This window comes from Fuscibacter oryzae (genome assembly GCF_016765795.1).
Classification (GTDB): Bacteria; Pseudomonadota; Alphaproteobacteria; order Rhodobacterales; family Rhodobacteraceae; genus Fuscibacter; species Fuscibacter oryzae.
The window spans coordinates 313,213-339,117 of sequence record NZ_JAESVP010000005.1 but is presented as its reverse complement, the minus strand read 5'-3'; the positions used below and the strand labels follow the sequence as shown (position 1 = coordinate 339,117).

At 65.8% G+C, this 25,905-nt stretch carries 24 protein-coding genes; 12 read left to right on the top strand and 12 right to left on the bottom strand.

The window, feature by feature from the left end:
- Nucleotides 1-79: 79 nt before the first annotated feature.
- Together JI744_RS12180 and JI744_RS12175 are read right to left on the bottom strand one after the other, a co-directional pair.
- Nucleotides 80-631: a hypothetical protein gene (locus tag JI744_RS12180; protein WP_202661302.1), complete on the bottom strand. Its 552-nt coding sequence runs from the start codon at nucleotides 629-631 to the stop codon at nucleotides 80-82.
- Nucleotides 628-1,353, bottom strand: a complete 726-nt coding sequence (locus JI744_RS12175) for a 16S rRNA (uracil(1498)-N(3))-methyltransferase (RefSeq protein WP_202661300.1) — start codon at nucleotides 1,351-1,353, stop codon at nucleotides 628-630. Before JI744_RS12175 ends, JI744_RS12180 begins: the two co-directional genes overlap by 4 nt.
- Nucleotides 1,354-1,365: 12 nt before the next feature.
- Here JI744_RS12175 and ubiA point away from each other — a divergent pair, with 12 nt between their 5' ends.
- The 3 genes from ubiA to JI744_RS12160 all read left to right on the top strand — a co-directional run bounded on the left by ubiA (nucleotide 1,366) and on the right by JI744_RS12160 (nucleotide 4,743).
- Entirely contained in the window at nucleotides 1,366-2,346 is a 981-nt protein-coding gene (gene ubiA, locus JI744_RS12170; RefSeq protein WP_202661298.1) for a 4-hydroxybenzoate octaprenyltransferase, read from the top strand.
- A gap of 71 nt (nucleotides 2,347-2,417) precedes the next feature.
- Complete coding sequence (locus JI744_RS12165) at nucleotides 2,418-4,400, top strand: OmpA family protein (RefSeq protein ID WP_236019409.1); 1,983 nt, start codon at nucleotides 2,418-2,420, stop codon at nucleotides 4,398-4,400.
- Nucleotides 4,401-4,413: 13 nt separating this feature from the next.
- Nucleotides 4,414-4,743: a hypothetical protein gene (locus tag JI744_RS12160; RefSeq protein ID WP_202661296.1), complete on the top strand. Its 330-nt coding sequence runs from the start codon at nucleotides 4,414-4,416 to the stop codon at nucleotides 4,741-4,743.
- A 36-nt stretch (nucleotides 4,744-4,779) separates the two neighbouring features.
- Here the strand turns inward: JI744_RS12160 and JI744_RS12155 are convergent, their stop codons facing one another.
- Complete coding sequence (locus tag JI744_RS12155; protein WP_202661294.1) at nucleotides 4,780-5,553, bottom strand: alpha/beta hydrolase; 774 nt, start codon at nucleotides 5,551-5,553, stop codon at nucleotides 4,780-4,782.
- Nucleotides 5,554-5,664: 111 nt separating this feature from the next.
- Here JI744_RS12155 and JI744_RS12150 point away from each other — a divergent pair, with 111 nt between their 5' ends.
- The 7 genes from JI744_RS12150 (at nucleotide 5,665) to JI744_RS12120 (ending at nucleotide 12,193) form a co-directional block, all read left to right on the top strand.
- Nucleotides 5,665-7,143, top strand: a complete 1,479-nt coding sequence (locus JI744_RS12150; RefSeq protein WP_202661292.1) for an NAD-dependent succinate-semialdehyde dehydrogenase — start codon at nucleotides 5,665-5,667, stop codon at nucleotides 7,141-7,143.
- 170 nt (nucleotides 7,144-7,313) lie between these two features.
- Complete coding sequence (locus JI744_RS12145) at nucleotides 7,314-7,805, top strand: peptidoglycan-binding domain-containing protein (RefSeq protein WP_202661290.1); 492 nt, start codon at nucleotides 7,314-7,316, stop codon at nucleotides 7,803-7,805.
- A 114-nt stretch (nucleotides 7,806-7,919) separates the two neighbouring features.
- On the top strand, nucleotides 7,920-8,456 hold the full coding sequence (locus JI744_RS12140) for an RNA polymerase sigma factor (protein ID WP_202661279.1): 537 nt from the start codon (nucleotides 7,920-7,922) through the stop codon (nucleotides 8,454-8,456).
- On the top strand, nucleotides 8,453-10,441 hold the full coding sequence (locus JI744_RS12135; RefSeq protein WP_202661277.1) for a YfbK domain-containing protein: 1,989 nt from the start codon (nucleotides 8,453-8,455) through the stop codon (nucleotides 10,439-10,441). Before JI744_RS12140 ends, JI744_RS12135 begins: the two co-directional genes overlap by 4 nt.
- Before the next feature lie 131 nt (nucleotides 10,442-10,572).
- The gene (locus JI744_RS12130) at nucleotides 10,573-10,932 is read left to right on the top strand and encodes a COG4315 family predicted lipoprotein (RefSeq protein WP_202661275.1); all 360 of its coding nucleotides are present in this window, start codon (nucleotides 10,573-10,575) and stop codon (nucleotides 10,930-10,932) included.
- Nucleotides 10,933-10,940: 8 nt separating this feature from the next.
- The gene (locus tag JI744_RS12125; RefSeq protein ID WP_202661273.1) at nucleotides 10,941-11,441 is read left to right on the top strand and encodes a sigma-70 family RNA polymerase sigma factor; all 501 of its coding nucleotides are present in this window, start codon (nucleotides 10,941-10,943) and stop codon (nucleotides 11,439-11,441) included.
- Entirely contained in the window at nucleotides 11,438-12,193 is a 756-nt protein-coding gene (locus JI744_RS12120; protein ID WP_202661271.1) for an anti-sigma factor family protein, read from the top strand. The genes JI744_RS12125 and JI744_RS12120 overlap by 4 nt, the downstream gene beginning before the upstream one ends.
- Nucleotides 12,194-12,251: 58 nt before the next feature.
- On the opposite strand, the gene JI744_RS12115 is transcribed toward JI744_RS12120, so the two are convergent.
- The 5 genes from JI744_RS12115 to JI744_RS12095 all read right to left on the bottom strand — a co-directional run bounded on the left by JI744_RS12115 (nucleotide 12,252) and on the right by JI744_RS12095 (nucleotide 17,755).
- On the bottom strand, nucleotides 12,252-12,722 hold the full coding sequence (locus JI744_RS12115; protein ID WP_202661496.1) for an Hsp20 family protein: 471 nt from the start codon (nucleotides 12,720-12,722) through the stop codon (nucleotides 12,252-12,254).
- A 150-nt stretch (nucleotides 12,723-12,872) separates the two neighbouring features.
- A complete protein-coding gene (locus tag JI744_RS12110) occupies nucleotides 12,873-13,655 on the bottom strand; it encodes a trypsin-like serine peptidase (RefSeq protein WP_202661495.1) in 783 nt (260 codons plus the stop codon).
- A 212-nt stretch (nucleotides 13,656-13,867) separates the two neighbouring features.
- The gene (gene glcF / locus JI744_RS12105) at nucleotides 13,868-15,175 is read right to left on the bottom strand and encodes a glycolate oxidase subunit GlcF (RefSeq protein ID WP_202661269.1); all 1,308 of its coding nucleotides are present in this window, start codon (nucleotides 15,173-15,175) and stop codon (nucleotides 13,868-13,870) included.
- On the bottom strand, nucleotides 15,175-16,257 hold the full coding sequence (locus JI744_RS12100) for an FAD-binding protein (RefSeq protein WP_202661494.1): 1,083 nt from the start codon (nucleotides 16,255-16,257) through the stop codon (nucleotides 15,175-15,177). The genes glcF and JI744_RS12100 overlap by 1 nt, the downstream gene beginning before the upstream one ends.
- Nucleotides 16,258-16,321: 64 nt before the next feature.
- Nucleotides 16,322-17,755 (bottom strand): FAD-linked oxidase C-terminal domain-containing protein, encoded by a 1,434-nt coding sequence (locus JI744_RS12095; RefSeq protein WP_202661267.1) that lies wholly within the window; start codon nucleotides 17,753-17,755, stop codon nucleotides 16,322-16,324.
- Nucleotides 17,756-17,851: 96 nt separating this feature from the next.
- Here JI744_RS12095 and JI744_RS12090 point away from each other — a divergent pair, with 96 nt between their 5' ends.
- Together JI744_RS12090 and JI744_RS12085 are read left to right on the top strand one after the other, a co-directional pair.
- The gene (locus tag JI744_RS12090; protein WP_202661265.1) at nucleotides 17,852-18,553 is read left to right on the top strand and encodes a DUF599 domain-containing protein; all 702 of its coding nucleotides are present in this window, start codon (nucleotides 17,852-17,854) and stop codon (nucleotides 18,551-18,553) included.
- The gene (locus JI744_RS12085) at nucleotides 18,550-19,128 is read left to right on the top strand and encodes a dimethylsulfonioproprionate lyase family protein (RefSeq protein ID WP_202661263.1); all 579 of its coding nucleotides are present in this window, start codon (nucleotides 18,550-18,552) and stop codon (nucleotides 19,126-19,128) included. Before JI744_RS12090 ends, JI744_RS12085 begins: the two co-directional genes overlap by 4 nt.
- 9 nt (nucleotides 19,129-19,137) lie before the next feature.
- Here JI744_RS12085 and JI744_RS12080 read toward each other — a convergent pair whose 3' ends face one another.
- From JI744_RS12080 to JI744_RS12065, 4 genes are read right to left on the bottom strand one after another with little or no spacing between them, the layout of a single operon-like run.
- Entirely contained in the window at nucleotides 19,138-21,204 is a 2,067-nt protein-coding gene (locus JI744_RS12080) for a hypothetical protein (protein ID WP_202661261.1), read from the bottom strand.
- Nucleotides 21,201-23,984, bottom strand: a complete 2,784-nt coding sequence (locus tag JI744_RS12075; protein ID WP_202661259.1) for a DUF4159 domain-containing protein — start codon at nucleotides 23,982-23,984, stop codon at nucleotides 21,201-21,203. The genes JI744_RS12080 and JI744_RS12075 overlap by 4 nt, the downstream gene beginning before the upstream one ends.
- Nucleotides 23,984-24,865 (bottom strand): DUF58 domain-containing protein, encoded by an 882-nt coding sequence (locus JI744_RS12070; protein WP_236019407.1) that lies wholly within the window; start codon nucleotides 24,863-24,865, stop codon nucleotides 23,984-23,986. Before JI744_RS12070 ends, JI744_RS12075 begins: the two co-directional genes overlap by 1 nt.
- Nucleotides 24,862-25,866, bottom strand: coding sequence for an AAA family ATPase (locus tag JI744_RS12065; protein WP_202661257.1), 1,005 nt, complete (start codon nucleotides 25,864-25,866; stop codon nucleotides 24,862-24,864). The genes JI744_RS12070 and JI744_RS12065 overlap by 4 nt, the downstream gene beginning before the upstream one ends.
- Between the last annotated feature and the right edge of the window lie 39 nt (nucleotides 25,867-25,905).

Here is a 25,905-nt window from a genome sequence, read left to right as displayed (position 1 = left end):
TTAGGACTGCAATAAGACTGCTCTGGGCGCACATGGGTGTCTTGTCGGCGCGGACAAGTCAAGGGCGCGCGGCGTCGGTTCAGGGGCGTGCCACGACACCTGCGCCCGGCCGCCGCCAGACCATGCGCATCCCGGCCAGCCCGTCTGGCACGGGCAGATGCCCGCCGCTGCCCGGCTCTGGCCCAAGGGCTGCGACCAGATCGGCGGTGCCCATTCCGGGCAGGCTGGCAAAGGCATCAAACAGTCGGTCGGCCCCCGCCGCATCGACGGGAACCAGAATGGCCTGCCCGTCGGCCTGTTTCAGCCGCCACAGCCGCCTGCCGCGCAGGGTGATCAGCTTGATCTCCACCAGTTCCGGCAGGCTGACAAAGCCGCCGATCTCGGGGCCAAGATAGGAAATCTGGCCCTCGTCCACCTCGACCACACCCGGCGCGCCGACCTCTTGCCCGAACCGCAGTCGTCGCCAGGCGTTGAGGCCAAGGCCAGCGCCAAGCGCCAGAATACCCGCCCCTGCCGGAATAAGGATCAGCCCGCCCAGCCGGATGAACCACAGCCCCACCGCGCCAATGGCCGCCGCCGCAATCACCTCGCGCCAGCGGTAAAGGGCGGCACGCACCGCCGGGCGGATCATTTCCAGTCTCCCAGATGGGCCTGCCACAGGGTGATGGCGGCCACTGCCGCCGTTTCGGCCCGCAGGATGCGTGGCCCCAGCGAGGCGGCAACAATCTGCGGCAGGGCTTGCAGGCTGGCGCGCTCTTCGGGGGTAAAGCCGCCTTCGGGGCCGATCAGAATCGCCCAAGGGCCGGGGGGCAGGCCAGCAAAAGTGGCGGCAGTGCCCGCAAGCCCCTCATCCGCCCACAGGATGCGGCGGCCCGTTGGCCAGCTTGCCAGAAGGCGGTCCAACGGCTGCGCCTCAGCCACCTCGGGCACGACGGTCGCACCGCATTGCTCGGCGGCCTCAATCGCATGGGCGCGCATCTTGTCTTGGCGGATGCGGTCGCCTTGCGTCCGCCGGGTCAGCACCGGCAAGATGCGCGCGACGCCCAGTTCGACCGCCTTTTCCACGACAAAATCGGTGCGGGCCTTTTTGATGGGCGCAAACAGCAGCCACAGGTCGGGCGGGGGCCGCAGCGGGGCCACCTGCGCCTCGGCCCGCAGAATGCCCGCACGCTTGCCCGCCTGTTCCACCCGCGCCAGCCATTCGCCATCGTGCCCGTTGAACAGCGCCACCGGCGCGCCGGGTGCCAGCCGCATGACGTTGAACAAGTAATTGGCCTGCCCTTCGCCGACCGCCACGGGTTGCCCCGCCGCCACGGGCTGATCTACATAAAGCCTGATCTTTGCCTGTTCCATGAAAGCCAAGCTATGTCCGCACCGTCAGAATTGCCAGAGCCTGCCCAGCCTTTGGCCGACATGCGGGTGGCCGATGCCGCAGCGGGCAATTGGGTAGACCGCTACGCCCCGGCCCCCATGCGCCCCTATCTGCGGTTGTCGCGGGCTGACAGGCCGATCGGCACCTGGCTGCTGCTGGTCCCCTGCCTGTGGGGCATCGCGCTGGCCGCCATGGCAGATGGGTTCCGGCCATGGGATATCTGGCTGGCGGTGTCCTGCGCCGTGGGGGCGTTTGTGATGCGGGGTGCGGGCTGCACCTGGAACGACATCACCGACCGCAAGATTGACGCGCAGGTCGCGCGCACAAGGTCGCGGCCCATCCCCTCGGGTCAGGTCAGCGTGCGGGGCGCGCTGGTCTGGATGGGGGTGCAGGCGGTCATCGGGGCAGCGATCTTGCTGAGTTACAACCGCGCGGCCATTTTGCTGGGGGTGCTGTCGCTGCTGCCGGTCGCGGTCTATCCTTTTGCCAAGCGGTTTACCTGGTGGCCGCAGGTCTTTTTGGGCATTGCCTTCAACTGGGGTGCCTTGCTGGCCTATGCCGCCCATGCGGGCGAGGTGCGGTTACCTGCCCTGCTGCTTTATGCCGCCGGGATTGTCTGGACGCTGTATTACGACACGATCTATGCCCATCAGGACAAAGAGGATGACGCGCTGATCGGGGTGAAATCGACCGCGCGGCTGTTTGCGGAAAACTCTCGCCAATGGCTGTTCGCCTTTCTTGTGCTGAGTGTTTTGCTGATGGCGGGCGCGGTCATGGCCGCCGTCCTGCCGACGGGGCGTGTTTTGCCGCTGCTTTTGGGGCTGGCGGGGGCCTGGGCCATGGGGTGGCACATGGTCTGGCAGATGCGTGGGCTGAACCTGGATGACCCTGCCGCCTGCATGCGGGCCTTTCGGTCCAACCGCGATGCCGGGCTGATTGCTGCGCTGTTTCTTGCCGCAGGGGCCATGGTTTGATTGATCGTTGCGCGCCCGCGCCTTAAGCAGGCCAAGCTGCCTGTCCTGCCGATTCCCAAGCGAATGCGCCCTTGATCAAACTGCCTTCTCTTCGCCTCTCGCAGACGCTCCTTGCCTGGGCGGCCTTTGTGGCGGCTGGTCTTCTGTTCCTGCTGGTCGCGGCGATTGCCTCGTTGGTGGTCGAACGCATTTCCGGGTCTGCCGTGCGCAGCCGCTTGCTGAATGAAGGGATCACTTGGGTCGAGGTGCGGGCCGAGGGCTTGCAGATCCAGCTTTACGGCACCGCCCCGAACGAGGCGCAGCGCTTTCACGTCGTCAAACTGACCGGCGACATGGTGGAAAACTCTCGCATCCGCGACCGGATGGATGTCGCGCCACCGAAGGCGTTCGAACCGCCGAAATTCTCGCTGGAAATGCTGCGCAACGATGACGGCATTCAGTTAATCGGCCTTTTGCCCGACGGGGCGCAGCGCGATGATCTGCTGGCCAAGGCGCAGGCGTTGCAGGTGGGCAGCGAGGTGCAGAACATGATCGAAACCGCCGCCTATCCCGCGCCCGACGGCTGGCAGCCTGCGCTGGATTTTGGCGTAGCGGCGCTGACGATGTTGCCGCGTTCCAAAGTGTCGGTGTCGCCCGATGGCGTTGCGGTCACCGCAATCGCCGCAAGCGATGCCGAGCGGCGCAGCTTTGAGGCGGCACTGGCGGGTGTGCGGCCCGAGGGCCTGCCTGTCACGGTTGAGATTTCGGCGCCAAGGCCGGTGATCACCCCCTTTACCTTGCGTTTCGTAAAGGATGCTGGTGGCACGCGGTTTGATGCCTGTTCCGCCGATACCGACAAGGCCCGCAGCCGGATTGTCGCCGCCGCCCGCGATGCCGGGGTGACGGGGCGCATCTTGTGCGCCGTGGGTCTTGGCGTGCCCACGCCCTCTTGGGCGGATGCGGCGGCTGCGGGCATTGCCGCAGTTAGTGCGTTGAGCGAGGCGACCATCACTTTCCGCGATGCCGATGTCACGCTGGAGGCGGGCGCAGGCGTTTCACAGGCCGATTTTGACCGGGTGGTCGGCGATCTGACCGCCACCTTGCCAGAGGTATTCTCGCTGGATGCCAAGCTGGCGAAATCTGAAACGGTGCAGCAGGGGCCTGCCGAATTCACCGCCGTGCTGAATGGCGAAACGGGCCGGGTCGAACTGCGCGGCCGCCTGACGGATGAGGCGCAACGCGATGCTGTCGGTGCCTTTGCCACGTCGCTCTTCGGCACGGGCAAGGTGTATCTGGCCCCGCGTCTGGATGCCGAAACCCCCGATGGCTGGCCAGTGCGGGTTCTGGCGGGCCTTGAGGCGCTGGCCCAGTTGAAAGAGGGCAAGCTGGTGGTGCGGGCCGATGCGGTCACCGTTTCGGGCGTTACCGGGTCGCAGGTGGCCAAGGCGCGCATCTCTCAGGTGCTGTCGGACAAGCTGGGGCAGGGCCAGACCTTCAAGGTCGATGTGCGTTATGATGAGGCGCTGGACCCCATCGCCTCGGTTCCCACGCCGCAGGAATGCGCCGAGGACGTGGCCGATGTGCTGAAACGCCACAAGATCAAGTTCGCGCCGCAATCGGCCGAGATCGAGGGCGCGTCGAATGCCGCGATCGAAGCGTTGACCGATGTGCTGAAACGCTGCCCCGGCGCGCGGATGGAAATTCAGGGCCACACCGATTCCCAAGGGTCGGACGGCGGCAACCTGTCGCTGTCGCAGGCGCGTGCCGAGGCAGTTCTTCTGGCGTTGCAAGGCCGTCAGGTCGATGTGTCGGGCATGAGTGCAAAGGGCTACGGCGAAACCCAGCCCATCGCCGACAATGCCAGCGAAGAAGGCCGCGAGGTCAACCGCCGCATCGATTTCGTGCTGGCCGGTGTGCAGAAGGCCGCCGCCGCGCCACAAGTCGGTAAAGACAGGGACGCCGCACCCGCCGCATCGCCCGAGGTTTCGCCAGAAGCCGCCGAAGACGATTCCCCGTCGCTTGCGCCAAAAAAGATCACCGTCCGCCCCAAACCGCGCCCCGAAAAGCAGGGCTGACAGGAAAGACCCGATGAACCGCATCGAATTCATCTTTTCAACCGCCATCGTGCTGTTGCTGGCTTTCGCGCTGGGCTGGTTCACCTATTGGCTGCTGCACCGCTTTACCCGCGTTGCGGGCGGCGACATGGGCGAAATGGACAGGCTGGCCCAATCGCTGCACGAAGCCGAAGAGGTCCGCGATCAGGCGCTGCTTTATATGGAAAACCGCGAGGCCGAGTTGCTGAACCAGATCGCCCAGACCGAGGCAGAGCTGCGCGCCGCGATGGAAGGCCTGCGCGACGCCCGGCTGGAGGCGGAAGAGATGCGCGGTTATATCGAACGGATGCACGCCAATTCGTAAGACTGGTGCGTGGGGGCCAAGCACCAGTCCCCGTGGTCACAGCCCGTCGAGACAGGCCGCCATCAGCGCCGAACCGGGGCTTTCCAGCCCGTCGATCACATTGAAATGGTGCAGGCCGGGCGCGACCGTCCAGTCACAGGCCCAGCTTTCCGACAGGGTGCGCGCTTGCCACAAAAAGGCCGGGCGCTCTTGCCCACCCACCCAGACATGGGCCTGAACGCTTGCGCGCAACGGGTGCTGACAGGGGCTTTCCGTCAGCGCCTCTGCCTCATTGATCCGCAGGTCCGCGTTCATCGCGGTGGCCCTCAGTGGCCGCAGATCGGCAAGGGGTGAAATCGGCACCACCCGCGCCACGGGCACCTGCTGATCGGGGCAGGCCATCCGGGCCGCCAGATGCCCGCCTGCTGAATGGCCCGTCACCACCACCGGCCCGGCAACAAGCGCCGCCGCTGTCTGCACCGCCGCCGCCACCTCATGCGTCATGTCGGAAATCCGCACGGCGGGGGCCAGCGTGTAAGACGGCATCGCCACCGCCCACCCCCGCGCCACCGCGCCCGCCGCCAGATGCGACCAGCTTTCGCGGCCAAACTCCAGCCAATAGCCGCCATGGACGAACATCATCAGCCCGCGCGCCGCGCCCTCTGGGCGAAACAGGTCCAGCTTTTGGCGGGGGCCGGGGCCATAGTCATGCGTGCTGAACCGCGCGCCAAGGCCCGCCCGGAACCCCGCTGCCTTTTGCGCCCACAGGTCCGGCAGCCCCTCTGACCCCGGAATGAAGGCGCCATTGGCGTATTCGCGGTCCATATCCATCCGATGACTCCAGTTCAGTGCAGAATTTCAGTCCAGCCGGGTAGCGCCAGCTAGACTTTTTAGCCCCTGTCGGCCATGTCATGTCCATCCCGAAAAACGAAGGAGGGCGTGATGCTCGATTCCGTAACCAATCTGCGCGATCTGCTGAAAGACCCCTCGCTTCTGGCAACCCAGGCCTATGTGGCGGGCGAATGGGTCGATGCCGCCGACGGCGCGACGTTCGAGGTGACGAACCCCGCCCGTGGCGATGTGATTGCCCGCGTTCCCAATCTGACCCGCGCCGATGCTGCCCGCGCCATTGCCGCCGCCGCCGTGGCGCAAAAGGAATGGGCCGCCCGCACCGGCAAGGAACGCGCCGCGATCATGCGCAAGTGGTTCGACCTGATGATGGCCAATCAGGACGATCTGGGCATCATCCTGTGCGCCGAAATGGGCAAGCCGCTGGCCGAGGCCAAGGGTGAGATCGCCTATGGCGCGTCGTTCATCGAATGGTTTGGCGAAGAGGCCAAGCGCGTTTACGGTGAAACCATCCCCGGCCATCAGCGCGACAAGCGCATCACGGTGATCAAGCAGCCGATCGGCGTTGTCGCCTCGATCACGCCGTGGAACTTCCCCAATGCGATGATCACCCGCAAATGCGCCCCGGCGCTGGCGGTGGGCTGCGGCTTTGTCGCCCGCCCGGCGGCGGAAACCCCGCTGTCGGCGCTGGCGCTGGCGGTGCTGGCCGAACGCGCCGGTCTGCCCAAGGGCATCTTCTCGGTCATCACCTCGGCCCGTGCGTCCGACATCGGCAAGGAATTCTGCGAGAACCCCATCGTCCGCAAGCTGACCTTTACCGGCAGCACCGAGGTGGGCCGCATCCTGCTGCGTCAGGCGGCAGAGCAGGTGATGAAATGCAGCATGGAACTGGGCGGCAACGCGCCCTTCATCGTGTTTGACGACGCCGATCTGGACAAGGCCGTCGAAGGCGCGATGATTTCCAAGTTCCGCAACAACGGCCAAACCTGCGTCTGCGCCAACCGCATCTATGTGCAGGCCGGCGTCTATGATGCCTTTGCCGAAAAGCTGAAGGCCGCCGTGGCCAAGACCAGCGTTGGCGATGGGCTGAAGGATTCGGTGCAGTTCGGGCCGCTGATCAACATGGATGCCTTGGAAAAGGTCGAAGAACACATCGCCGACGCCAAGGCCAAGGGTGCCAAGGTGGTTCTGGGCGGCGCGCGGCATGAGCTGGGCGGGTCGTTCTTTCAGCCCACCGTGCTGACCGGCGTGACCGATGCGATGGCGGTGACCAGCGAGGAAACCTTTGGCCCCGTCGCCCCCCTCTTCAAGTTCGACACCGAAGAGGAAGTGATTGCCAAGGCCAATGACACGATCTTTGGTCTGGCCAGCTATTTCTACGCCCGCGACATCGGCCGCATCACCCGCGTGCAGGAACAGCTTGAATACGGCATGGTCGGCGTGAACACCGGCCTGATTTCCACCGAGGTGGCGCCGTTCGGTGGCGTCAAGCAATCGGGTCTGGGACGCGAAGGCAGCCATCACGGCATGGAGGACTATCTGGAGATGAAATACATCTGCCTGTCGGTCTGATCTGGAAATTCCAAGGAAAACGGGGGCTTCAGCCCCCGTTTTTCATATCTGACGGCCATGGTTTACGCCTTGATAGGTGATAACCAGCCGCCGATTTTGTCTAGCACCGCCTTTCGCCCCATCTGTTTGGTCATGGCCCGCTGCCAAGGGCCGCTGCGAAAGGACAAGATATGTCACACCCTATCTTCAAGACCGCGCTGGCCGCTGCAACCGCGCTTTCCATTGGCCTGACGGCCGCCCCCGCTCTGGCCTGGGGTGACCGCGAGCAAGGCATCGTCACCGGCATCGCCGGGACGCTGCTGTTCCAGCATGTGCAGCGTGATATCCGCGAACATCAGCAACCGCGCCGCTATCAGGGCGACGGCTATTACGAACGGCCCGCCTATGGCTATCGCCAAGCGCCGCGCGAGTATTACCAGCCGCAGCGCATTTCGGTCTATCAGACCACGCTGGGGCAAGCCTTCAACAGCTATTCCTCGTCCGAGCGTCGCGACATCCAGCGCGAGCTGCGCAATCAGGGCTACTACAATGGCCGGGTCGATGGCTCTTTCGGGCCGGGAACCTATGAGGCGGTGAATTCCTATGCCCGCCGCAGCGGCCAGCCGGGGGCCACCCGGTCGATGGCGGCGGCTTACGGGGTTTATGACAGCCTGCTGTACTGACCCTTTTCCCGTTCCCCCTGTAACGAGTGCCAACCGGCGGCTTCCTGCCGCCGGTTTTTTTCATGGCCGGGCCAAGGATTGCCAACTGCCCTGCGTCAAAGCACTGTGATGCTGATGGATACTTCAGATGAGACGCTGGCCGAAGCCGCCCTTGGCGGTGACCGTGCGTCATTTTCAGTCCTGATCGGTCGCCATTACGACCGGATATTCGGTCTGGCCTTTCGGCTGACCGGCAGTCGCGTTGATGCCGAGGATTTGGCGCAGGATATTTGTGCCGCCCTGCCGGTAAAGCTGCGCCATTGGCGGGCCGAGGCGCGCTTTACCACCTGGCTTTATCGCGTTGTCGTCAATGCAGCCCACGACCTGCGCCGCCGTCAGGCCACCCGCACCCGCGCCGCCGATGGCTGGGGCGATTGGGAGATTGCCCGGCAGGACCAGATATCCGAAGAGGCCGAGGCGCTGGACTGGCTGGGAGCGGCAATGGCCCGGCTGACGCCTGAACTGCGCGACACCGTGGCGCTGGTTCTGGGCGAAGAACTGACCCAGGCCGAGGCGGGGCGCGTTCTGGGGATTTCGGAAGGCACGGTTGCCTGGCGCATGGCGCAGGTAAAGCGGCAATTGCGCGCAATGGCCGCCGAGGAGGCGAGATGACCGACGAACTCGACGATCTGAAAGCCGCGATGCAGCGCGCCACCCCGGTGGCCGATGACAAGGCCCGCGCCCGTGCGCTGGCGCAAGCGATGGAAAATTTTGACCGGCTCCAAGGATCGGCCAATGGCTTGCGTTCCAATGGCAACCCGCCCGTGAAGGCGGGGATCTTTGCCGGAGCGTTTTCCATGCTGAATGCCCTGAAATCCCGCCCCCTGCTGACCGCCACCACCTCTGCCGCCGCGCTGATCGCCGGGTTTGTGGTGTTCCTGCCCATTGCCGGGCAATTGCCTGTCTCCGGTGGCAAGCCGGAGGTTGCGCAGACGTCTGACCCCGCGCCGCAGGTCCAACCCGCCAAGCCCAAGGCGCGACCTTCTTTGCCGCCTGAAACCAAGACCGAACCCGCGCTGACCGAAGATCTGGCCGCGCCGAGAAACGCCATTTCCGCGGCGCTGCCCGAGGCCCCACCCCCGCTGGAAGCCGAAGGCCGTCTGCGCATGGAAAGCGACTCTGCCATCGCCGCCGCGCCGATGGCAGAGCGTGCAGTCGGCGGTGCCATGCCCTATCTGGTGGACCCTGCGCCCGTGCCGGTGGAAAATAGCGAGGCCTTCTCGAACGCGCCGGTGAACCCCGTGCATGTGACGGCAGAGGAACCCGTTTCCACCTTTTCCATCGACGTGGACACCGCCTCTTATGCTGTCGTCCGTTCGTCCCTGATGGCGGGGATGTTGCCAGATGCGGATTCGGTTCGGGTCGAGGAAATGGTGAACTATTTTCTCTACAGCTATCCCGCACCCGAGGCGGGGCAAGCCTTTCGCCCGACGGTTACGGTGATGCCGACCCCGTGGAACGCGGGCACGCGGCTGGTGCATATCGGCATTCAGGGCGCGGTGCCTGCCGTGGAACGGCCGCCCCTGAACCTTGTGTTCCTGATCGACACCTCTGGCAGTATGGAAGATGCAAACAAGCTGCCCCTCTTGAAGCAATCCCTTGCGCTGATGCTGCCGCAACTGCACCCTCAGGATCAGGTGGCCATCGTCGCCTATGCCGGGTCGGCGGGGCTGGTGCTGCCCCCCACGGCGGCCAGCGACAAGGCGGCCATTTTGGCGGCGCTGGACAATCTGGATGCCGGTGGTTCAACCGCCGGGGCCGAAGGCATCGCGCTGGCCTATCAGGTGGCCGAAGGCATGAAGGCCAAGGGAGAAGTTTCCCGCGTGCTGCTGGCCACCGATGGTGATTTCAATGTTGGCATCGACGACCCAGCCGACCTGACCAAGATGATTGAAAAACAGCGCGAGACGGGCACCTACCTGTCGGTTCTTGGCTTTGGCCGGGGCAATCTGGATGATGCCACGATGCAGGCGCTGGCCCAGAACGGCAACGGCACCGCCAGCTATATCGACACGCTGAACGAAGCGAGGAAGGTGCTGGTCGATCAGTTGACAGGTGCCCTTTACCCCATTGCCGACAATGTGAAAATTCAGGTCGAATGGAACCCTGCCGCCGTCGCTGAATATCGGCTGATCGGCTATGAAACCCGCGCGCTTGCCCGCGAGGATTTCAATAACGACAAGGTGGATGCGGGCGACATCGGCGCAGGCACACAAGTAACGGCAATCTACGAAGTCACCCCGCCCGGCAGCCCCGCGCTGCTGAACGATCCGCTGCGCTATGGTGCCGCCCCGGCGACGGGCAGCACCGCAGAATTGGGGTTCCTGCGCCTGCGCTCGGTCGCGCCGGGGCAGACGCAAAGCACCCTGCTGGAAACCCCGATCCCGCAGGAAACCGCCGCTCCGTCGCAGGATGCGCAGTTTGCCGTGGCGATTGCAGGCTTTGGCCAGAAACTGCGCGGGGCCAAGTATCTGGGCGACTGGGGCTGGGATCAGATGATCGCGCTGGCCACCAAGGCGCGTGGCGAGGATGCCTTTGGCTACCGCGCCGAGGCGGTGAACCTGATGCGTCTGGCGGAAAGTCTGTCGGCACGCTAACCCGATCACCCTTGCGTGATTTTTGCCGATGCGGGGGATGAACCCCGCATCGGCGGCGTCATTCTGATCAGGTGACCACAAGGGCCACCCGTCCCGGTTTCGGACCTGCGAAACCAAATTGGAGAAAAACCATGATCCGCATTGCGATTGCTGCAACCTGTCTGGCGCTGGCCGGACTGCCCGCATTGGCCGAGACGGGCATCATGAAAACGAATGGCGTGCTGACCGATGCCAAGGGCATGACCCTTTACACCTTTGACAAGGACGAAGGCGGCAAATCGGCCTGCTATGACGCCTGCGCCACCAACTGGCCGCCGTTGCTGGCCGAAAAAGGCGCTGCGGCGACGGGCGACTATGGCCTGACCGAACGCACCGACGGCACGATGCAGTGGACCTATGACGGGATGCCGCTGTATCTGTGGGTCAAGGACACCAAGCCCGGCGACATGACGGGTGATGGCGTCAAAGGCGTCTGGCACGTCGCCAAGTAAGGTAGGAAATGCCGGTTCTGGACGAGATAGAGGCGGCCATCCCCAGCCTGCGGGCCTATGCCCGCGGGCTGCTGCGGGATCGCGACGGGGCCGATGATCTGGTGCAGGACACGCTGGAATCTGCCGTGGCGCATCTGGGCCAATGGCGGGGTGATGGCGCGTTAAGGGGCTGGCTGTTCCGCATTCTGCTGAACCGCTTTCGCGATGGGCTGCGGCGGGGCAGGGGGGCGCCGGTTGTGGCGCTGCTGGCCGAACCCGCCGTTCCACCCGCCGCCGATGGCCGGTTGCAACTGGCCGAGGTTCACGCCGCCATGGGCCGCCTGCCCGAAGACCAACGCGCCGCCCTGCTGCTGGTGGGGTTGGAAGGGATGAGCATTGCCGAGGCGGCAGAGGTTCTGGGCATTGCCCAAGGCACCCTTGCCTCTCGTCTTGGGCGGGCGCGGGCGGCATTGCGGCAGATGACGGGGCGCGACGATGACAGTCGCCCCAGAAAGGGAAATGGGCCGTGAGCGGGCAAGCGATCCTGTCAGACGAAGACCTGCTGTTGCTGCGCCACGGCAATGCGGCAGACCGCGCCACGCTGGCCGGGCATGCGGCAAAGGACGGGCAGGTGGCGGCAAAACTGGCCGAATGGGACCGGCAGGACGCCGCTCTGCGCACGCTTTACGCCCCTGTGGCCGAAGAGCCGGTGCCCCCGCGCCTGATTGCAGCACTGCGCCCGCCGCAGCCTGCCAACCGCACTGCGGCGTGGCAATTCGCGGCGGCAGCGGTGGTGCTACTGGGTCTGGGGTTTGCGGGCGGTTGGGGGATGGCGCGGTTGCAGGCCCCGCAGGGCCAGACATTGGCGATGGCGGCGCTGGGCAGCTATGCGACCTATGCAGTCGAGGTGGCCCATCCGGTCGAGGTGCCCGCCAGCGACGAGGCGCATCTGGTCAAATGGTTGTCCAAACGTCTGGGCCAGCCGATCCGTGTGCCCGATCTGGCGCGCGACGGCTTTCGCCTGATTGGCGGGCGGTTGGTGCCGGGGCAGGCCTCGCCCGCCGGGCTGCTGATGTACGAAGATGCCATGGGCCGCAGGCTGACCATCTATGTCACCCGCGCCGAAGGGGCCGAGACCGATCTGGCCTTTGCCGAGGCGCCGGGCGCGCAGGCCTTTTGGTGGGTGGATCGCGGGTTGGGCTGTGCGCTGGTGGGTGACCTGCCGCGCGATACGCTGCGGCGGCTGGCCTTGCAGGCCTATCACGACCTGACCGAGGTATGAAAAGGCCCGCCGCAGGGTGCGACGGGCCTATCGGGAATGCAGACCAGATCAGACCAGATCAGTTAACGGTTTCCGCCTTCGCCTCTACCTGCTTCACCTCGGTCCGGGTGGGTCCGGCAATCTCGATCCGGCGGGGCTTCAGCGCCTCTGGCGTTTCGCGCACAAGATCGATGTGCAGCATGCCCAGCTCATGCGTGGCGCCGGTGACGCGGACATGATCGGCCAGCGCAAAGCGGCGCTCGAATGCGCGGGTGGCAATGCCGCGATGCAGATAGGCCTTTTCCGACGCTTCGGGTGCTTTGCGGGCCACCACGAACAAGGCCCCCTCTTTCACCTCGACCGACAGCTCCTCGGGCGCAAAGCCCGCAACGGCGATCGAGATACGATAGGCATCTTCGGCGGTTTTTTCGATGTTGTAGGGCGGGTAGCTGGGTTGAACGTCAGCGGTCAGCGCGCGGTCCATCAGGTCGGCGATGCGGTCAAAGCCGACAGTGGCACGGTACAGGGGGGCAAGATCAAAGGTTCGCATGTCATCCTCCGAAAGCGATGTCAGATCGGCCTGCCCCGGCACGGGCACAGGCCACAAGGGTTGCCCCGGCCCATAGCGGCATCCGGGGGTCTCCATGATCTGGGGGTGATTTTGCGGGTTTCAAGCCCCCGCCTGCGCCGCTGGCCTGCGTTATGGTTTGACGAACTTGGCGCCGCCGGTGCCCGACAAAAGCCGCACCTTGCCCGGCTTGCCAAGGCCCAGCTCTGCCTTGAGAAGCGGCAGCGCGGTTTCGATGCCAACCCCCAGCGCGATCTTGCGGCCCTGCGATTCCGCCTTGGCCGAGATCACCGACACCACACGCGGCCCCTCGGGGCCCATCTCGAAGACCGGAGAACCGGAGGCCCCGAAATCGACATCGCAAGACAGCACCAGAATGTCGCCGCCCCGGTCCAGCACCTGGCAACTGCGCTCTAGCGAGGGTGCCTCGGAGCGGTCTTGCGCATAGGAAACCACGCCCACATCGGTGTTGGCATCCGGTTCCGGCCCGGTGGGAAAGGGCTGAACCTGCGGCAGCTTGACCGGCCGGTCCAGTTGCAACAGGGCCACGTCATAGCCCACCCGCTCAAGATCCTCGGCACCGGAATAGACGTAATCTGGATGCACCACGGCGGCGCGCAGATTGCGATAGGCTTCGGCTCGGCCATTGCGCCACCCGGCGCGGAATTCAATGGTTTCAATCGGCAGACGCGCGCCGGTTTCCTTGTCGAACAGGCAATGCGCGGCGGTCAGCACCAAATCTTCGGCGATCAACGTGGCGGTGCAGAACCCCCGGTCGCCAAGCTGCAACCGCCCGACCGCCTGCCAGCCGCGCGAGTCATCGCCCGTCTGCATCGCCACCAGCGGGCTTTGCTGGGCAGTCGAAGGCGCGGCCTGCAACGCCAAAATCAGGCCCAACAAGGGCAAGGTGCGTATCACAGGGAAAACCGCTTTCAACATTTATTGGAACGCTCTGGTTCGGGGTGGCAGATCAGCGCAAGGTCTAAAGCGGCTTTCCGGCGCATTTGTGGCGCCCGCGATTGGTCTCTGTCACTCCAGTCTATGCCAGCCCACTCAGCCCCGCAACGCGCCACGTCGGGGGTGCGGCGTGCAGCCAGCCAGCGTATGTCCCCGCCTTTGTGCCACTTTCAGCCCGCAACGCCGGTCTGAGGCAGAGAGGACAAAGCCCGCGGCCTTGGACCGCCGGTCGCCCAATCGAGCAGTTCCACCGTATGCACCACAGGCACCCCGGTGCCCGACCCGATCTGCATCATGCAGCCGATATTGCCTGCTGCGATAAGATCGGGGGCCTTCGCCTCCAGCGTGGCCACTTTGCGCCGCTTCAACTCTGCGGAAATCTCTGGCTGCAACAGGTTGTAGGTGCCCGCGCTGCCGCAGCACAGATGGCTGTCGGCTGGCTCGACCACCTCGAACCCCACGCGCTTCAGCAAGTCTTTCGGGGCCGTCTTGACCTGCTGGCCATGTTGCAGCGAACAGGCCGCATGATAGGCCACCCGCAGGCCCTTTGGCGTGCCCGGCGGCAGGCCGATTTTCACCAGAACCTCGCTGATGTCTTTCGCCAGCCCTGCCACCTCTGCCGCCTGCGCGGCAAGGGGAGTGCTGCGCAGCATGTGGCCGTAATCCTTCACCGTCGTGCCGCAGCCAGAGGTGTTGATGACGATGAAATCCAGTCCCTTGGCCTTTTCTGCTAAAAAGGCGCGGATATTCGCCCCGGCAAATTCATGCGCTTCGTCCTCGCGGCCCATGTGATGGGTAAGCGCGCCGCAACAGCCCATGCCGGGCGGTATGACCACCTCGCAGCCCAGCCGCCGCAATAGGCGGATCGTGGCATCATTGATATCGGTGTTCAGCGCCTTTTGCGCGCAGCCGGTCATCAGCGCCACGCGGAAGCGCCGCTCTCCATTGGCCGGAAAGGTTTGCGGATTATCGTTGCGGCTGACGGCGGGCACGGTTTTCGGCGCCATGGCCACCATCGCCCGCAACCGGGCATCGGGCAGAAACCGCGCGAAAGGCCGCGCCATCTTGGCCCCCAGCAGCGCCAACCGGAAACGCCCCGGATAAGGCAGCACCTTGGCCAACACCCAGCGCAACATGCGGTCGGTCAGCGGGCGGCGATAGGTCTGTTCCACATGGGCGCGGGCATGGTCGATCAGATGCATGTAATGCACGCCGCTGGGGCAGGTGGTCATGCAGGCAAGGCACGACAGGCAACGATCAATATGCTTGACCGTCTTTTCATCGGCGGGCCGCCCGGTCTCCAGCATCTCCTTGATCAGGTAGATACGACCGCGAGGGCTGTCCAATTCATCGCCCAGCACCTGATAGCTGGGGCACGTGGCGGTGCAGAACCCGCAATGCACGCAGGCGCGCAGAATCTCGTTGGCGCGTTTCAGGCCAGGGTCGGTCAGTTGTTCGGGGGTGAAGTGGGTCTGCATCAGGCGGTGCCTCCGGCGAACAGGCCTCTGGGGTCAAAGCTGGCGCGCAGCCGCGCGGTCAGGGTGGCAACAGCGGGGGCTTCTGGGGGCAGCAAGGGCTGCGCCATGCCGGGCAAGGAGCGCACCAGCGTGGCGTGGCCATGGCCACCCACAGCGCCACGCACATCCGCGTCCGCCTCGGTCAGCAGCCAGACCAGCCCGCCGCCCCAATCGTAAATCGCCTGTGCGGCCCCCAACTGCGCCACGATGCCCGCCGCCGCCGTCGGCTTCACCACCAGCCGCCACACCGCCCCCGGCTTGCCCGCAAACGCCGCCACATTGCGTACATCGCGCCAGATCTTGGTGCTTTCGGTTCCGTCGGCCAATCGCCAATCCCCCGCCAGCGCCGTGCGCAAGGCCCCGGCGCGATAGGCAACCGACCCTGCCAGCCCTTCAACCCGCAGAAATACCCGCCCCCCGGCCCAAGCGGCGCCGCTCAGATCAAACGGTGTTTTCAGCGCGGCATGCAGCAGCGCCAGCCCTGCCACCTCGCCCGCCTCGCAGATCAGCGTCGCCTCGGCCTCCGGCACCGCCTGAACCTTCAGGCTGACCTCGGTGATCACGCCCAAGGCCCCCCGGCTGCCAGCCAGCAGCTTGACCAGATCATAGCCGGTGACATTCTTCATCACCCGCCCGCCGTTCTTCACCACATCGCCGCGCCCATCGACAAAGCGCAAGCCCAGCATCGCATCGCGGCACGCCCCCACCTGCACCCGGCGCGGCCCGCTGGCATTGGCCGCCGCCACCCCGCCAAGGGTTGAACTGCCGCTGCGTCCCAACAGCCCGCGCAAATCCGGCGGCTCAAACGCCAGTCGCTGCCTCTCGCCCGCCAGCAGGGCCTCTACCTCGGCCAAGGGCGTTCCGGCCCCGGCTACCAAGGTCAGCGCCCCCGGTTCATAAAGCCGCACTCCGGCCAGCCCGCCGGTTTCCACCACAGCCCCGGAGACCTCGCCCAGCCGCCGCGTACCGCCGCCGACAATCGCCAGCGGTCCCGCCGCCGCGCGGATCGCCTCACTCACCTCGGCTTCGGACCTCGGGCGCATCGCAGCCCCTTTCATCTTGGCATAAATATCCTCGGGGTCCGGGGGCAGACAGCCCCCGGCGCTTTCAACCTGCGCGCCGCCCGGCGCTTGCATCCAACGGAAACACCTTGGCCGGGTTCAACAGCCAGCGCGGGTCGAACACATCCTTTACGCGCATCTGCACCTCAAGATCGGCGGGCGTATATTGCACCCCCATCAGATCGCGCTTTTCGATGCCCACGCCATGCTCGCCGGTCAGGCAGCCGCCAACCTCGACACACAGCTTCAAGATTTCTGCGCCCAGCGCCTCGCAGGTTTCCAACTGGCCCGGCGTGTTGGCGTTGTAGAGGATCAGGGGGTGCATGTTGCCGTCGCCCGCGTGAAAGACATTCCCGACCTCCAGCCCGAAATCGCGCGACAATTCGCCGATCCGTTTCAGCACATAGGGCAGGCTGGAAACCGGAATTGTCCCGTCCAGGCACATGTAATCATTGATCTGCCCCATCGCGCCAAAGGCCGATTTGCGCCCCAGCCAGATGCGTCTGGCCTGATCTTCATCAGCAGCCTCTCGAAATTCCACCGGGTCATGCGACAGGGCGATGGATTTGATGCGGGCAAGCTGTTCGGCAATTTCGGCGTCAGAGCCTTCGACCTCGATGATCAAAAGCGCCTCGCAATCGGGATAGCCCGCCTTGGCAAAGGCCTCGCAGGCCCGAATACAGGGGCGGTCCATGAATTCGATGGCGACGGGCAGGATGCCCGCCTTGATGATGTCAGACACGCAGGCCCCCGCCACCTCGTTCGAGGCAAAGCCCACCAGCACCGGCCGCGCACCTTCTGGCTTGGGCAGGATGCGCAGGGTGGCCTCGGTCACCACGCCCAACTGCCCCTCGGACCCGCAAACCACGCCCAGCAGGTCAAGGCCCGCCGTTTCGGCCCAAGGGCCGCCCAGTTCCACCACCGTGCCGTCCATCGTGACCAGCGTCACGCCCAACAGATTGTTGGTGGTGACGCCGTATTTCAGGCAATGCGCCCCGCCCGAATTCATCGCCACATTGCCCGCAATCGCACAGGCCAACTGGCTGGACGGATCGGGGGCGTAAAAGAACCCCTCGGCTTCAACAGCGCCGGTCACCGACAGGTTGGTGCGGCCTGATTGCACGCGGATAAAGCGGTTGTCGTAATCGGTCTCCAGCACCGCGTTCATCCGCGCCACGCCCAGAACCACGCTGTCGGCCGTCGGCATCGACCCGCCCGACAGAGAGGTTCCGGCCCCGCGCGGGACCACCTGCACCCGGTTGTCATGGCAGAACCGCAAGGTCGCTGCCACTTCGGCGGTGGTCCGGGGCAAAACCACGGCCAGCGGCGCGCAGCGATAGGCGGCCAAAGCATCGCATTCATAGGCCCGTGTCTCAGCCGGATCATCGATGACGGCATCGCCGGGCAGCAGCGCACGCAGCCCCGCTACGATCTGGTCGCGGCGCGACAGGATGGCCGGGGAAGGGTGCGGCATGTCCATGATGTTCCTCCGTGGTAAGAAATTATAACCAATTATGACGAAATACAAGCCCAACTGCGCTTTCCATTCGGTGCCACCGCGCTTTAGACTGCAAGCATGACAGCATTGATGCAAATCGGCCCCTTTGGCCTGCCTGACCTTTTGGCCTTTGCCCTGCTGCTGGCGGTGTGGCTGGGCGTGGGCTGGTGGATCGAACATCCGCCTGCCGGTCACCCTTCGGTCAGCGTGATCGTTGAACGCTATCGACGCGAATGGATGCAGCAATTCATCACCCGCCAGCCGCGCATCTTTGATGCCAGCATCATCGACAACCTGCGGCAGGGCACGGCGTTCTTTGCCTCGGCCTCGATGATCGCGATTGGCGGCGGGGTGGCGCTGATCGGCAATCCGGGGCCGCTACTGGGGCTGACCCATGATCTGACGCAGACCGCGACAACGCTGGAGTTTCAGTTGCGCATCCTGCCGATGCTGGGGTTTCTGGCCAATGCGTTGCTGAAATTCATCTGGTCGCACAGGCTGTTCGGCTATTGCGCGATTCTGATGGCGGCGGTGCCGAATGACCATACCGACCCGATGGCCGGATTTCGCGCCGCGCAGGCGGCCGAGGTCAACATTCATGCCGCGCGCAATTTCAACCGCGGAATGCGGTCGATCTATTTTGCCCTTGGGGCTTTGGGCGCGCTGATCGGCCCTTGGGTGTTGATTGCGACGACATTGGCGGTGTCTGGCGTGATCGTGAGGCGCGAATTCGCCTCGCAATCGCGCGAGATCATGTTGCGGAAAGGCCCAGCGGAATGACCCGTCCAGACGAGATGGCCACCTTTCTTGCCGAGGCTGCGCTTGCCCTGCGCGCCGCGACCACCGGCCCCGCCGCCCGTGCGGCAGAGCGGTGCATCGCGCTGTGGCAAGGGCGTGAGGGCAAGATTTCAACCACCCTGCCGCAACGTCCACCCGTGTGTGACTGGCTGGCTCCGGCGTTTGCGGCGGCGGCCAACGGGCCGCGTGCCCGGCTGGCGTTTGCCTTTGCCGGGGTGGCCGACCGGCTGGTCTGGGTGCCCAGCACCCGGTCGGGCGGCGCGGCTGATTTTGCCCTGCGCAATGCAAATGCCGGCCTTGTCGGTCAACAGGGCTATGAGCAGCGCGATGATCTGTGGATCGGCGCGACGGTCATGGCGCCCGATACCGCGTACCCGCTGCATTCCCACCCGCCGGAAGAGGTGTATCTGGCCCTGTCACCCGGCGAATGGTGGAATGAGGCGATGGACTGGACCGACCCCGGCCTGAACGGGTCCGTCTATAACCCGCCCGGCATCGGCCACCGGATGCGGTCTGGTGCCGCTCCTTTCCTTGCGCTGTGGTTCCTGCCGCTTTGAAGCGGCGCTTCAGGCGCGCCGTCTGCGCCCTTCAACCAACCAGGCCGCCAGCGCCAAACCGGCGGCCAGCAGCAGATAAAGCCACCCCGGCGCCAGCGGGGATACCCGCAGATCCTCGGTCTGATAGGCCCCGCGCGGGGTGATGCCGATCCAGCCGCGCCCGGCTGCCGGGCGCCCCTCGCGCACGGTGCGCAGTGTGGGCGCGCCGTCTTCAACCCGCAGAACGCCGCCCTGCATCGGGGCCAGCACCGGGGCCAATGCCCCGGCATCGGCCAGTGTTTCCACGAATTCGCGCGGCGCAGGCGGGCCAACCGCGATCACCCGCACCAGATCGCCCTGTTCCAACCGGAACAGGCCAAGACCGGGGGCCTGCCAGGTCGCCTCAAAATGGCCGGGCGATTTTTGCGGCAGGGGCAGGGCGGTCTTGCTGCCATCGGGCGCGATGATCGTCACATCGCCCGGTGGTTCGGCCTTGAGCGTGCGGCGCGTGATGGTCAGCACATCGCCCTTGGCACTGGCCGACAGCGATTCCTCTTCCAACTCGGGCTCTTTCAGCATCCAGTGCGCAAGACGGCGCAACAGTTCCAGTTGCGGCCCGCCGCCTTCGTACCCACGCCCCCAAAGCCAGGCCTGATCGGATGCCAGAACCGCGATGCGGCCCTGATCCACCCGGTCCAGCACCAGCAGGGGTTTGCCCTCTGGCCCCGACATCAGCACCTGACCCGACCTCTGGATCACCTCGATCAGGCGGAACCAGCGGCCCCAGCCGCCTGCGGGGGCCAGCGCCTCCAGCCCCTCGGTCACCGGATGGCGGCGGCCTACATCGGTCAGGGCCGGGCGATAGCCGCCCTCGATCACCTGCGACGTGGGTTCCACCGGCAAAATTTGCGCCAAGGGCGACCGCCACAGGCTGTCCACCTGCCCGAATTCCGGGCCTGCGGCCACCAGAACCGTGCCGCCCTCACGCACATAATTGACCACGTTTTCAATGTATTCCGGTGGCAGGATGCCGCGCATCCGGTAACGGTCAAAAATGATCAGGTCGAAATCCTTGATCTTTTCCACGAACAATTCACGCGTGGGAAAGGCGATCAGCGACAGCTCTTCCACCGGCACGCCATCTTGCTTTTCGGGCGGGCGCAGAATGGTGAAATGCACAAGGTCAACCGAAGGGTCGGATTTCAGCAGGTTACGCCAGACCCGTTCGCCCGCATGAGGTTCGCCCGACACCAGCAGCACGCGCAAGCGGTCGCGCACGCCGTTGATCTGCACGGCGGCGGCATTGTTGCGGTCGGTCAACTCTCCCGCCACCGGCGCGACCGAGAATTGCAGCACGTTCTGGCCCGCATGGGGCAGGGTCACGGGCAGTTCCAGATCCTCATTCACCGGAACGGTGAAGGTGACCGGCTCATCGGCATCAACCGCGATGGTCAGGTCCACATCGGGGCCAAGGCTGGCGGGGGCAGCGCCCTGATCGTCGATCCGCAGCTTTAGCTTGAACTCTTCGCCCAGAATGGCAAAGGCGGGGGCGTTTTCGATCACCAGCCTGCGATCCCAGTCGGTGTTGCGCCCCGTCAGCAGCACATGCAGCGGCGCGGGCAGGGCCGGGGCCAGCCCAAGGTCATGCACCCGCCCGTCGGTCAGCAGAATGGCGCCGGCAATCCGGGCGCGGGGTTCGTTGGCAATGGCATCGGCCAGCGCGGTCATGGCAAGGGTGCCCGCATCCTCTGGCCCGTCGCCAAAGCGGACAATTCGCAGCTCGGTGTTGCCAAGGGCCGCCACTGCCGCCTGCACATCGGCCACCGCCTTTGCCGTCTGCGCCGCGCGGTCGCCCAGATGTTGCGAGGCGCTTTCATCGACCACCAGCAGAACGATGTCATTCAGGGGTTTGCGCAATTCTTCCTGCAAGGTCGGGTTCAACAGCGCCAGCCCCAGAACCGCCGCCGCCAACCCGCGCAGGGGCCAGCCCTTCAGCCCCCGGACCGCGCCAAAGGCCAGCAGCAGCGCCGCCAGACCAACCAGCACCCAGATCAGCGCCAGCGGCACCAGCGGATCAAACACCAAGGTGCGGGTCATTGGCCCAGCCTTTCCAGCAGGGCCGGCACATGGACCTGATCGGATTTATAATTGCCGGTCAGGACATGCATGATGACATTGACGCCAAAGCGGTAGGCGATCTCGCGCTGGTCCTCGCCTGCTTGCCCGCGCCCCACCGGGAACATCGGGCTGCCGTCGCCGTTCACGGCCCAGGCTGCCGCCCAGTCATTGCCGCCGATGATCACCGGCGTCACCCCGTCGTTCAGGTTGCGAAAGGGCATCCCCTCGGCCTGTTCGGCATCGGGGGGGGCCGCCTCGACCCAGAGGTCGGGGGTGTTGAAACGGCCCGGAAAATCTTGCAGCAAATAGAAAGTGCGGGTCAGGACGTGATCTTTCGGCAGGGGTTCCAAGGGCGGAATATCAAGGCTGGCGGCAATGGTTTGCAGCGCCAGCGCCTCGGGTGTCGCACTGCCGCCAAAGCCCGCGATGTCGCCGTCGCGGGTATCGAACAAGATCATCCCGCCGGTGCGCAGAAAGCGGTTCAGCCTTGCATAGGCGGCGGGTGAGGGCAGGGGCTGGTCGGCGGTGACGGGCCAGTAGAGGAAAGGGTAAAAGGACAGATCATCCTTTTCCAGATCAACGCCCATCGGCGGTTCCGGTTCCACCGAAGTGCGCAGCCACAATTGGTCACCCAGGCCACGCAGGCCCGCATCGGCGATGTCATCGACCTGAGGGTTCCCGGTCAGTACATGGGCCAGCACGATGCCGCGCGTCGCCTCGACCGCGCGGGCATCGGCGGCGGGGTCGGGGGTGGTGGGCGTTTGAGCGCGCGCTTGCGGCAGCGGCATCAGCGCCAGCAGAACCAGCACCGCCGCCGCCCGGCCAAGGCGTGGCAAACGGCCCGAAAGGGCAAGCGCCGCCACCACATCAACCGACAAAAGTGCCAAGGCCAACGCCATCAGCCAGCCGCCCAAGGCGCGCGCGCCGGGGGCATCCAGCCCTTCGACCACGGTTCCGGCGGGCCATGTGGCGGCAGTCAGCTTGGCATCGGCGGGCAGGGCGTTCACGGCGATCAGGCGATCCTCGTTCCGGTAAAGGCCGGGGGGCACATCGGCATCGGGGCCGGATGTCAGGGCGGCGGCCAGCGCCTCGCCCTTGATCCCGGCCATCTGGCCTGCATCGGCGGGCTGTCCGTATCCGTCCAGCATTTTCTCGGGCGCCCAGGTCAGCCCGGCAAGGTCTGGCCCACCGGAAACCGCCTCGGCGCGGGTCGAAACCGCCAACCGCTCCAGCATCTGCACGAACAGGCCCGACAGGGGCAGGTTCGACCAATCGGCATTGGCGGTGACGTGAAACAGCACCACCTGGCCCTGTCCCAGCGCCTTGCGGGTTACCAGGGGCGTGCCGTCGGTCAGTTCGGCAATCGTATGATCGGCCAGATCGGGGCCGGGTTGCGCCAGCACCTGCTGTGTCACCGCCAGATCGGCGGGCACAGCCAGCCCGTGAAACGGAGAGCTTTCGGCAAAGGGTGCCAGAGTGCGCGGCTGATCCCAGCTCATCGCGCCGCCGACCGACCGGCCCCCTTCGCGCAGTTGCACCGGCAGCAGAGGGTCATCGCCCGTGGTCACCGGATCGACCGAGGCCAGCCTTGGCCCGGCAAAGCGCAAAAGCAGCCCGCCCTGATCCAGCCAATCCAGCACGCCGTCCTGTTCGGTCTGGGTCAGGCGGGCGATATCGGGCAGGATGATGACATCGGGCTTGGCGGGCAACAGGTCGGACAGCCCGCCCTCAATCACCTCGGCCGTGGGCGCAAGGGCCTGTTTCAGGAAATGGTCGGCCGACAGGATCTGCAAGCCCTCACGCTCGGCGCTGGCGGTGACAATGGCCACCTTGCGCCGTTTCAGGCTGTCATCCGACAGGGCCACGGCACCTGCCGTGCGCTGGCCGATAATTTCGAACCGCGTCAGCCGGTTGCGCAATTCGGGCGGCAGGTCCAGCGCCAGCTCGGCGCGGTCCGCCCCCGGTGCAAAGGCCAGAATGCCGCGCGCCAGTTCGCGGTCCACGCCCGAAGGGTCGGGGCCACGGGCCGAAACCTCAAGGCTGGTTTCCTGCGACACGGGCAGGCGGCTGGCCGACAGCCGCACCTTGCCATCGGCAAAGCGCGCCGGGTGCAACGCATAGACCGGGCGCGGCGAGGCGACGATGGTCACGCTGCCATGCCCGCCCAGCGCAGCCATCAGCGCGGCTTGCCCCGGATGGTCCAGCCCATCGGACAGCCACAAGGTATCAAACCCGCCCTCGGGCAAAATTTTCGCCCAAGCCTCGGCCTTGCCGGGCAGGAAGGGGCGCGGCGCAAGGCCAGCCAGCTTGCCCTGCCAGTCGGCGGGATTGCGAAAGGCGATCAGGTCAGGCGTATCGGTCAGCGTCGCAATGGCAAGGGGGCGGCCCATCCGTGCCGCCTCGTCCATCGCCGCCTGCGCACGGTCGATCCGGCGCGGCCAGTCGCGGGCATCGGCCCAGCCGCCATCCAGCAGCACCAAGAGCGGCCCGGTGCCCGCCTGCCGCGCGGGCGGGTTCACCACCGGCCCGGCAAAGCCGACAATCGCCGCCCCCACTGCCAGCGCGCGCAACGCCAGCAGCCACCACGGCGTCTTGTCGGCCTGCCGCTCATCATCCTGCAAGCCCAACAACAGCGCCACACCGGGAAAGCGGCGGCGGATCGGGGCGGGGGGGATGGCGCGCAACAGCAGCCACAGCACCGGCAGCGCAATCAGCGCGACCAGCAGCCAAGGGGCGGAAAAGGCCAGATTGGCAAACATCAGCGCCCGCCCTCCAGCGCGCTATACAGCCACAAAAGGGCAGATTGCGCCGGGGCGCCGGTGTGGTGGCAGGCATAGTGCCAGCCGGTGGCACGGGCAAGGCCTTGCAACTGGTCCTTGCGTTCGGCCAGCCGCGCCAGATAGCGGGCGCGCAATTCACCCGCACTTTGGGTTTCATGGGTCAGCGTGCCGCCCATCGAATCAAAGATCGTGCGGCCGGAAAACGGGAAATCCTCTTCTGCCGGGTCCAGCACCTGACACAACACACCCCGCACACCCCGTTCCGAGGCTTGGGCCAAAGCCTCCTGCAAGGGGGCCAGTGGGCCAAGGAAATCCGACAGGAACACCGCGCGGCCATGGGCCACCAGCCCAGCGGCATCGGGCACGCCGTAATCTTCCGCGGCGTCATCCGACAGGTTCGCCGCCAGCGGCACCACCTGTGCCCGCCCCGGTTTGGGCGGATCGCCCCCGGCCACACCCACACGCTCGCCCGCGCGCAGCAGCAGAACGCCGGTCGCCAGCGCCAGCAGACGGGCCCGGTTGGCCTTGGTCTCTCGTCCCTTGGCCCCCGAAAACGCCATGGATTTCGCCCGGTCCACCCAAAGTGAGACCGATTGCGCCGCCTGCCATTCACGTTCGCGTACGAAATGCGCATCTGACCGGGCTGATCGGCGCCAGTCGATGCTGCGCGCGGCATCGCCCGCATGGGCGGGGCGATATTGCCAGAACTCATCGCCTTGCCCGGCGCGGCGGCGGCCATGTTCGCCCATCATGACCGTGCGGGCCAGATGGTCCGCCGCAGCCAGAAGGGCGGGCAGCGATTGCCCCAGCGCCTCGGCCTTGGCGCGCAAATCGCCTGTGATCGGGGCGGGCTGGTTCAAGCCGCCGCCTCCAGCCGCAAGACCTGCGAAACGGTGCGCTGGATCAGCCCGGTCAGGGTTTCACCCCGCGCGCGGGCAGCGAAAGACAGGGCCATGCGGTGTTCCAGAACCGGCTGCGCCATGGCGGCAACGTCGGCAATCGACGGGGCAAGACGGCCCTCCAGCAGCGCCCGCGCCCGCACGGTCAGCATAAGGGCCTGCGCCGCGCGCGGCCCCGGTCCCCAGGCCAGCGAGCCTGCCAGCGCCGCCCCTTCGGGTTCGCCCGGACGGCAGGCGCGCACCAGATCCAGAATCGCCTCGACCACCGCCTCGCCCACCGGCATCTGGCGGATGATGCGTTGGGCGGCAATCAGCCCCTCGGCGTCAAACACCGCATGGGCCTCGGCCTCGGTCGCGCCCGTGGTGGCCAGCAGAATCGCCTTTTCGGCGTCGCGGGTCGGGTAATCGACATCGACTTGCAGCAGGAAACGGTCCAACTGCGCCTCTGGCAGGGGGTAGGTGCCCTCCTGCTCGATGGGGTTTTGCGTCGCCAGCACATGGAACGGGCGGCCAAGGGGGCGGTGCTGACCGGCGATGGTCACCTCACGTTCCTGCATCGCTTGCAGCAGCGCCGACTGGGTGCGGGGGGATGCGCGGTTGATTTCATCCGCCATCAGCAACTGACAGAACACCGGCCCTTCCAGAAAACGGAAGGCACGGGCGCCATCGGCAGCGGTTTCAAGGACTTCCGACCCCAGAATATCGGCGGGCATCAGATCTGGCGTGAACTGGATGCGGTTGGCTTTCAGCCCCATCACGGTGGACAGGGTATCCACCAGCAGCGTCTTGCCCAACCCCGGCAGACCCACCAACAGCGCATGGCCGCCACAGATCAGCGCGGCAAGCACCTGATCCACCACCTTTTCCTGCCCGATGAACCGCCCCGCGACCGAAGCCCTTGCCCGGCCCAGCCGTTCGGCAAGGCTTTCGATCTCGGACACGAGCAACTGGGGATCGGACATGACATTTCTCCACTGGGTCTTATATGTTGCCATAAAAGC

Bases quoted from the DNA above. Each gene is read 5' to 3' on its own strand.
- JI744_RS12160 (WP_202661296.1), top strand. From the start codon at position 4,414: ATGAACCGCATCGAATTCATCTTTTCAACCGCCATCGTGCTGTTGCTG.
- JI744_RS12145 (WP_202661290.1), top strand. From the start codon at position 7,314: ATGTCACACCCTATCTTCAAGACCGCGCTGGCCGCTGCAACCGCGCTT.
- JI744_RS12080 (WP_202661261.1), bottom strand. From the start codon at position 21,204: ATGACCCGCACCTTGGTGTTTGATCCGCTGGTGCCGCTGGCGCTGATC.
- JI744_RS12065 (WP_202661257.1), bottom strand. From the start codon at position 25,866: ATGTCCGATCCCCAGTTGCTCGTGTCCGAGATCGAAAGCCTTGCCGAA.
- JI744_RS12150 (WP_202661292.1), top strand. From the start codon at position 5,665: ATGCTCGATTCCGTAACCAATCTGCGCGATCTGCTGAAAGACCCCTCG.
- JI744_RS12115 (WP_202661496.1), bottom strand. From the start codon at position 12,722: ATGCGAACCTTTGATCTTGCCCCCCTGTACCGTGCCACTGTCGGCTTT.
- JI744_RS12175 (WP_202661300.1), bottom strand. From the start codon at position 1,353: ATGGAACAGGCAAAGATCAGGCTTTATGTAGATCAGCCCGTGGCGGCG.
- JI744_RS12140 (WP_202661279.1), top strand. From the start codon at position 7,920: ATGGATACTTCAGATGAGACGCTGGCCGAAGCCGCCCTTGGCGGTGAC.
- JI744_RS12085 (WP_202661263.1), top strand. From the start codon at position 18,550: ATGACCCGTCCAGACGAGATGGCCACCTTTCTTGCCGAGGCTGCGCTT.
- ubiA (WP_202661298.1), top strand. From the start codon at position 1,366: ATGTCCGCACCGTCAGAATTGCCAGAGCCTGCCCAGCCTTTGGCCGAC.
- JI744_RS12130 (WP_202661275.1), top strand. From the start codon at position 10,573: ATGATCCGCATTGCGATTGCTGCAACCTGTCTGGCGCTGGCCGGACTG.
- JI744_RS12135 (WP_202661277.1), top strand. From the start codon at position 8,453: ATGACCGACGAACTCGACGATCTGAAAGCCGCGATGCAGCGCGCCACC.
- JI744_RS12180 (WP_202661302.1), bottom strand. From the start codon at position 631: ATGATCCGCCCGGCGGTGCGTGCCGCCCTTTACCGCTGGCGCGAGGTG.
- JI744_RS12125 (WP_202661273.1), top strand. From the start codon at position 10,941: ATGCCGGTTCTGGACGAGATAGAGGCGGCCATCCCCAGCCTGCGGGCC.
- JI744_RS12095 (WP_202661267.1), bottom strand. From the start codon at position 17,755: ATGGACATGCCGCACCCTTCCCCGGCCATCCTGTCGCGCCGCGACCAG.
- JI744_RS12075 (WP_202661259.1), bottom strand. From the start codon at position 23,984: ATGTTTGCCAATCTGGCCTTTTCCGCCCCTTGGCTGCTGGTCGCGCTG.
- JI744_RS12090 (WP_202661265.1), top strand. From the start codon at position 17,852: ATGACAGCATTGATGCAAATCGGCCCCTTTGGCCTGCCTGACCTTTTG.
- glcF (WP_202661269.1), bottom strand. From the start codon at position 15,175: ATGCAGACCCACTTCACCCCCGAACAACTGACCGACCCTGGCCTGAAA.
- JI744_RS12100 (WP_202661494.1), bottom strand. From the start codon at position 16,257: ATGCGCCCGAGGTCCGAAGCCGAGGTGAGTGAGGCGATCCGCGCGGCG.
- JI744_RS12155 (WP_202661294.1), bottom strand. From the start codon at position 5,553: ATGGATATGGACCGCGAATACGCCAATGGCGCCTTCATTCCGGGGTCA.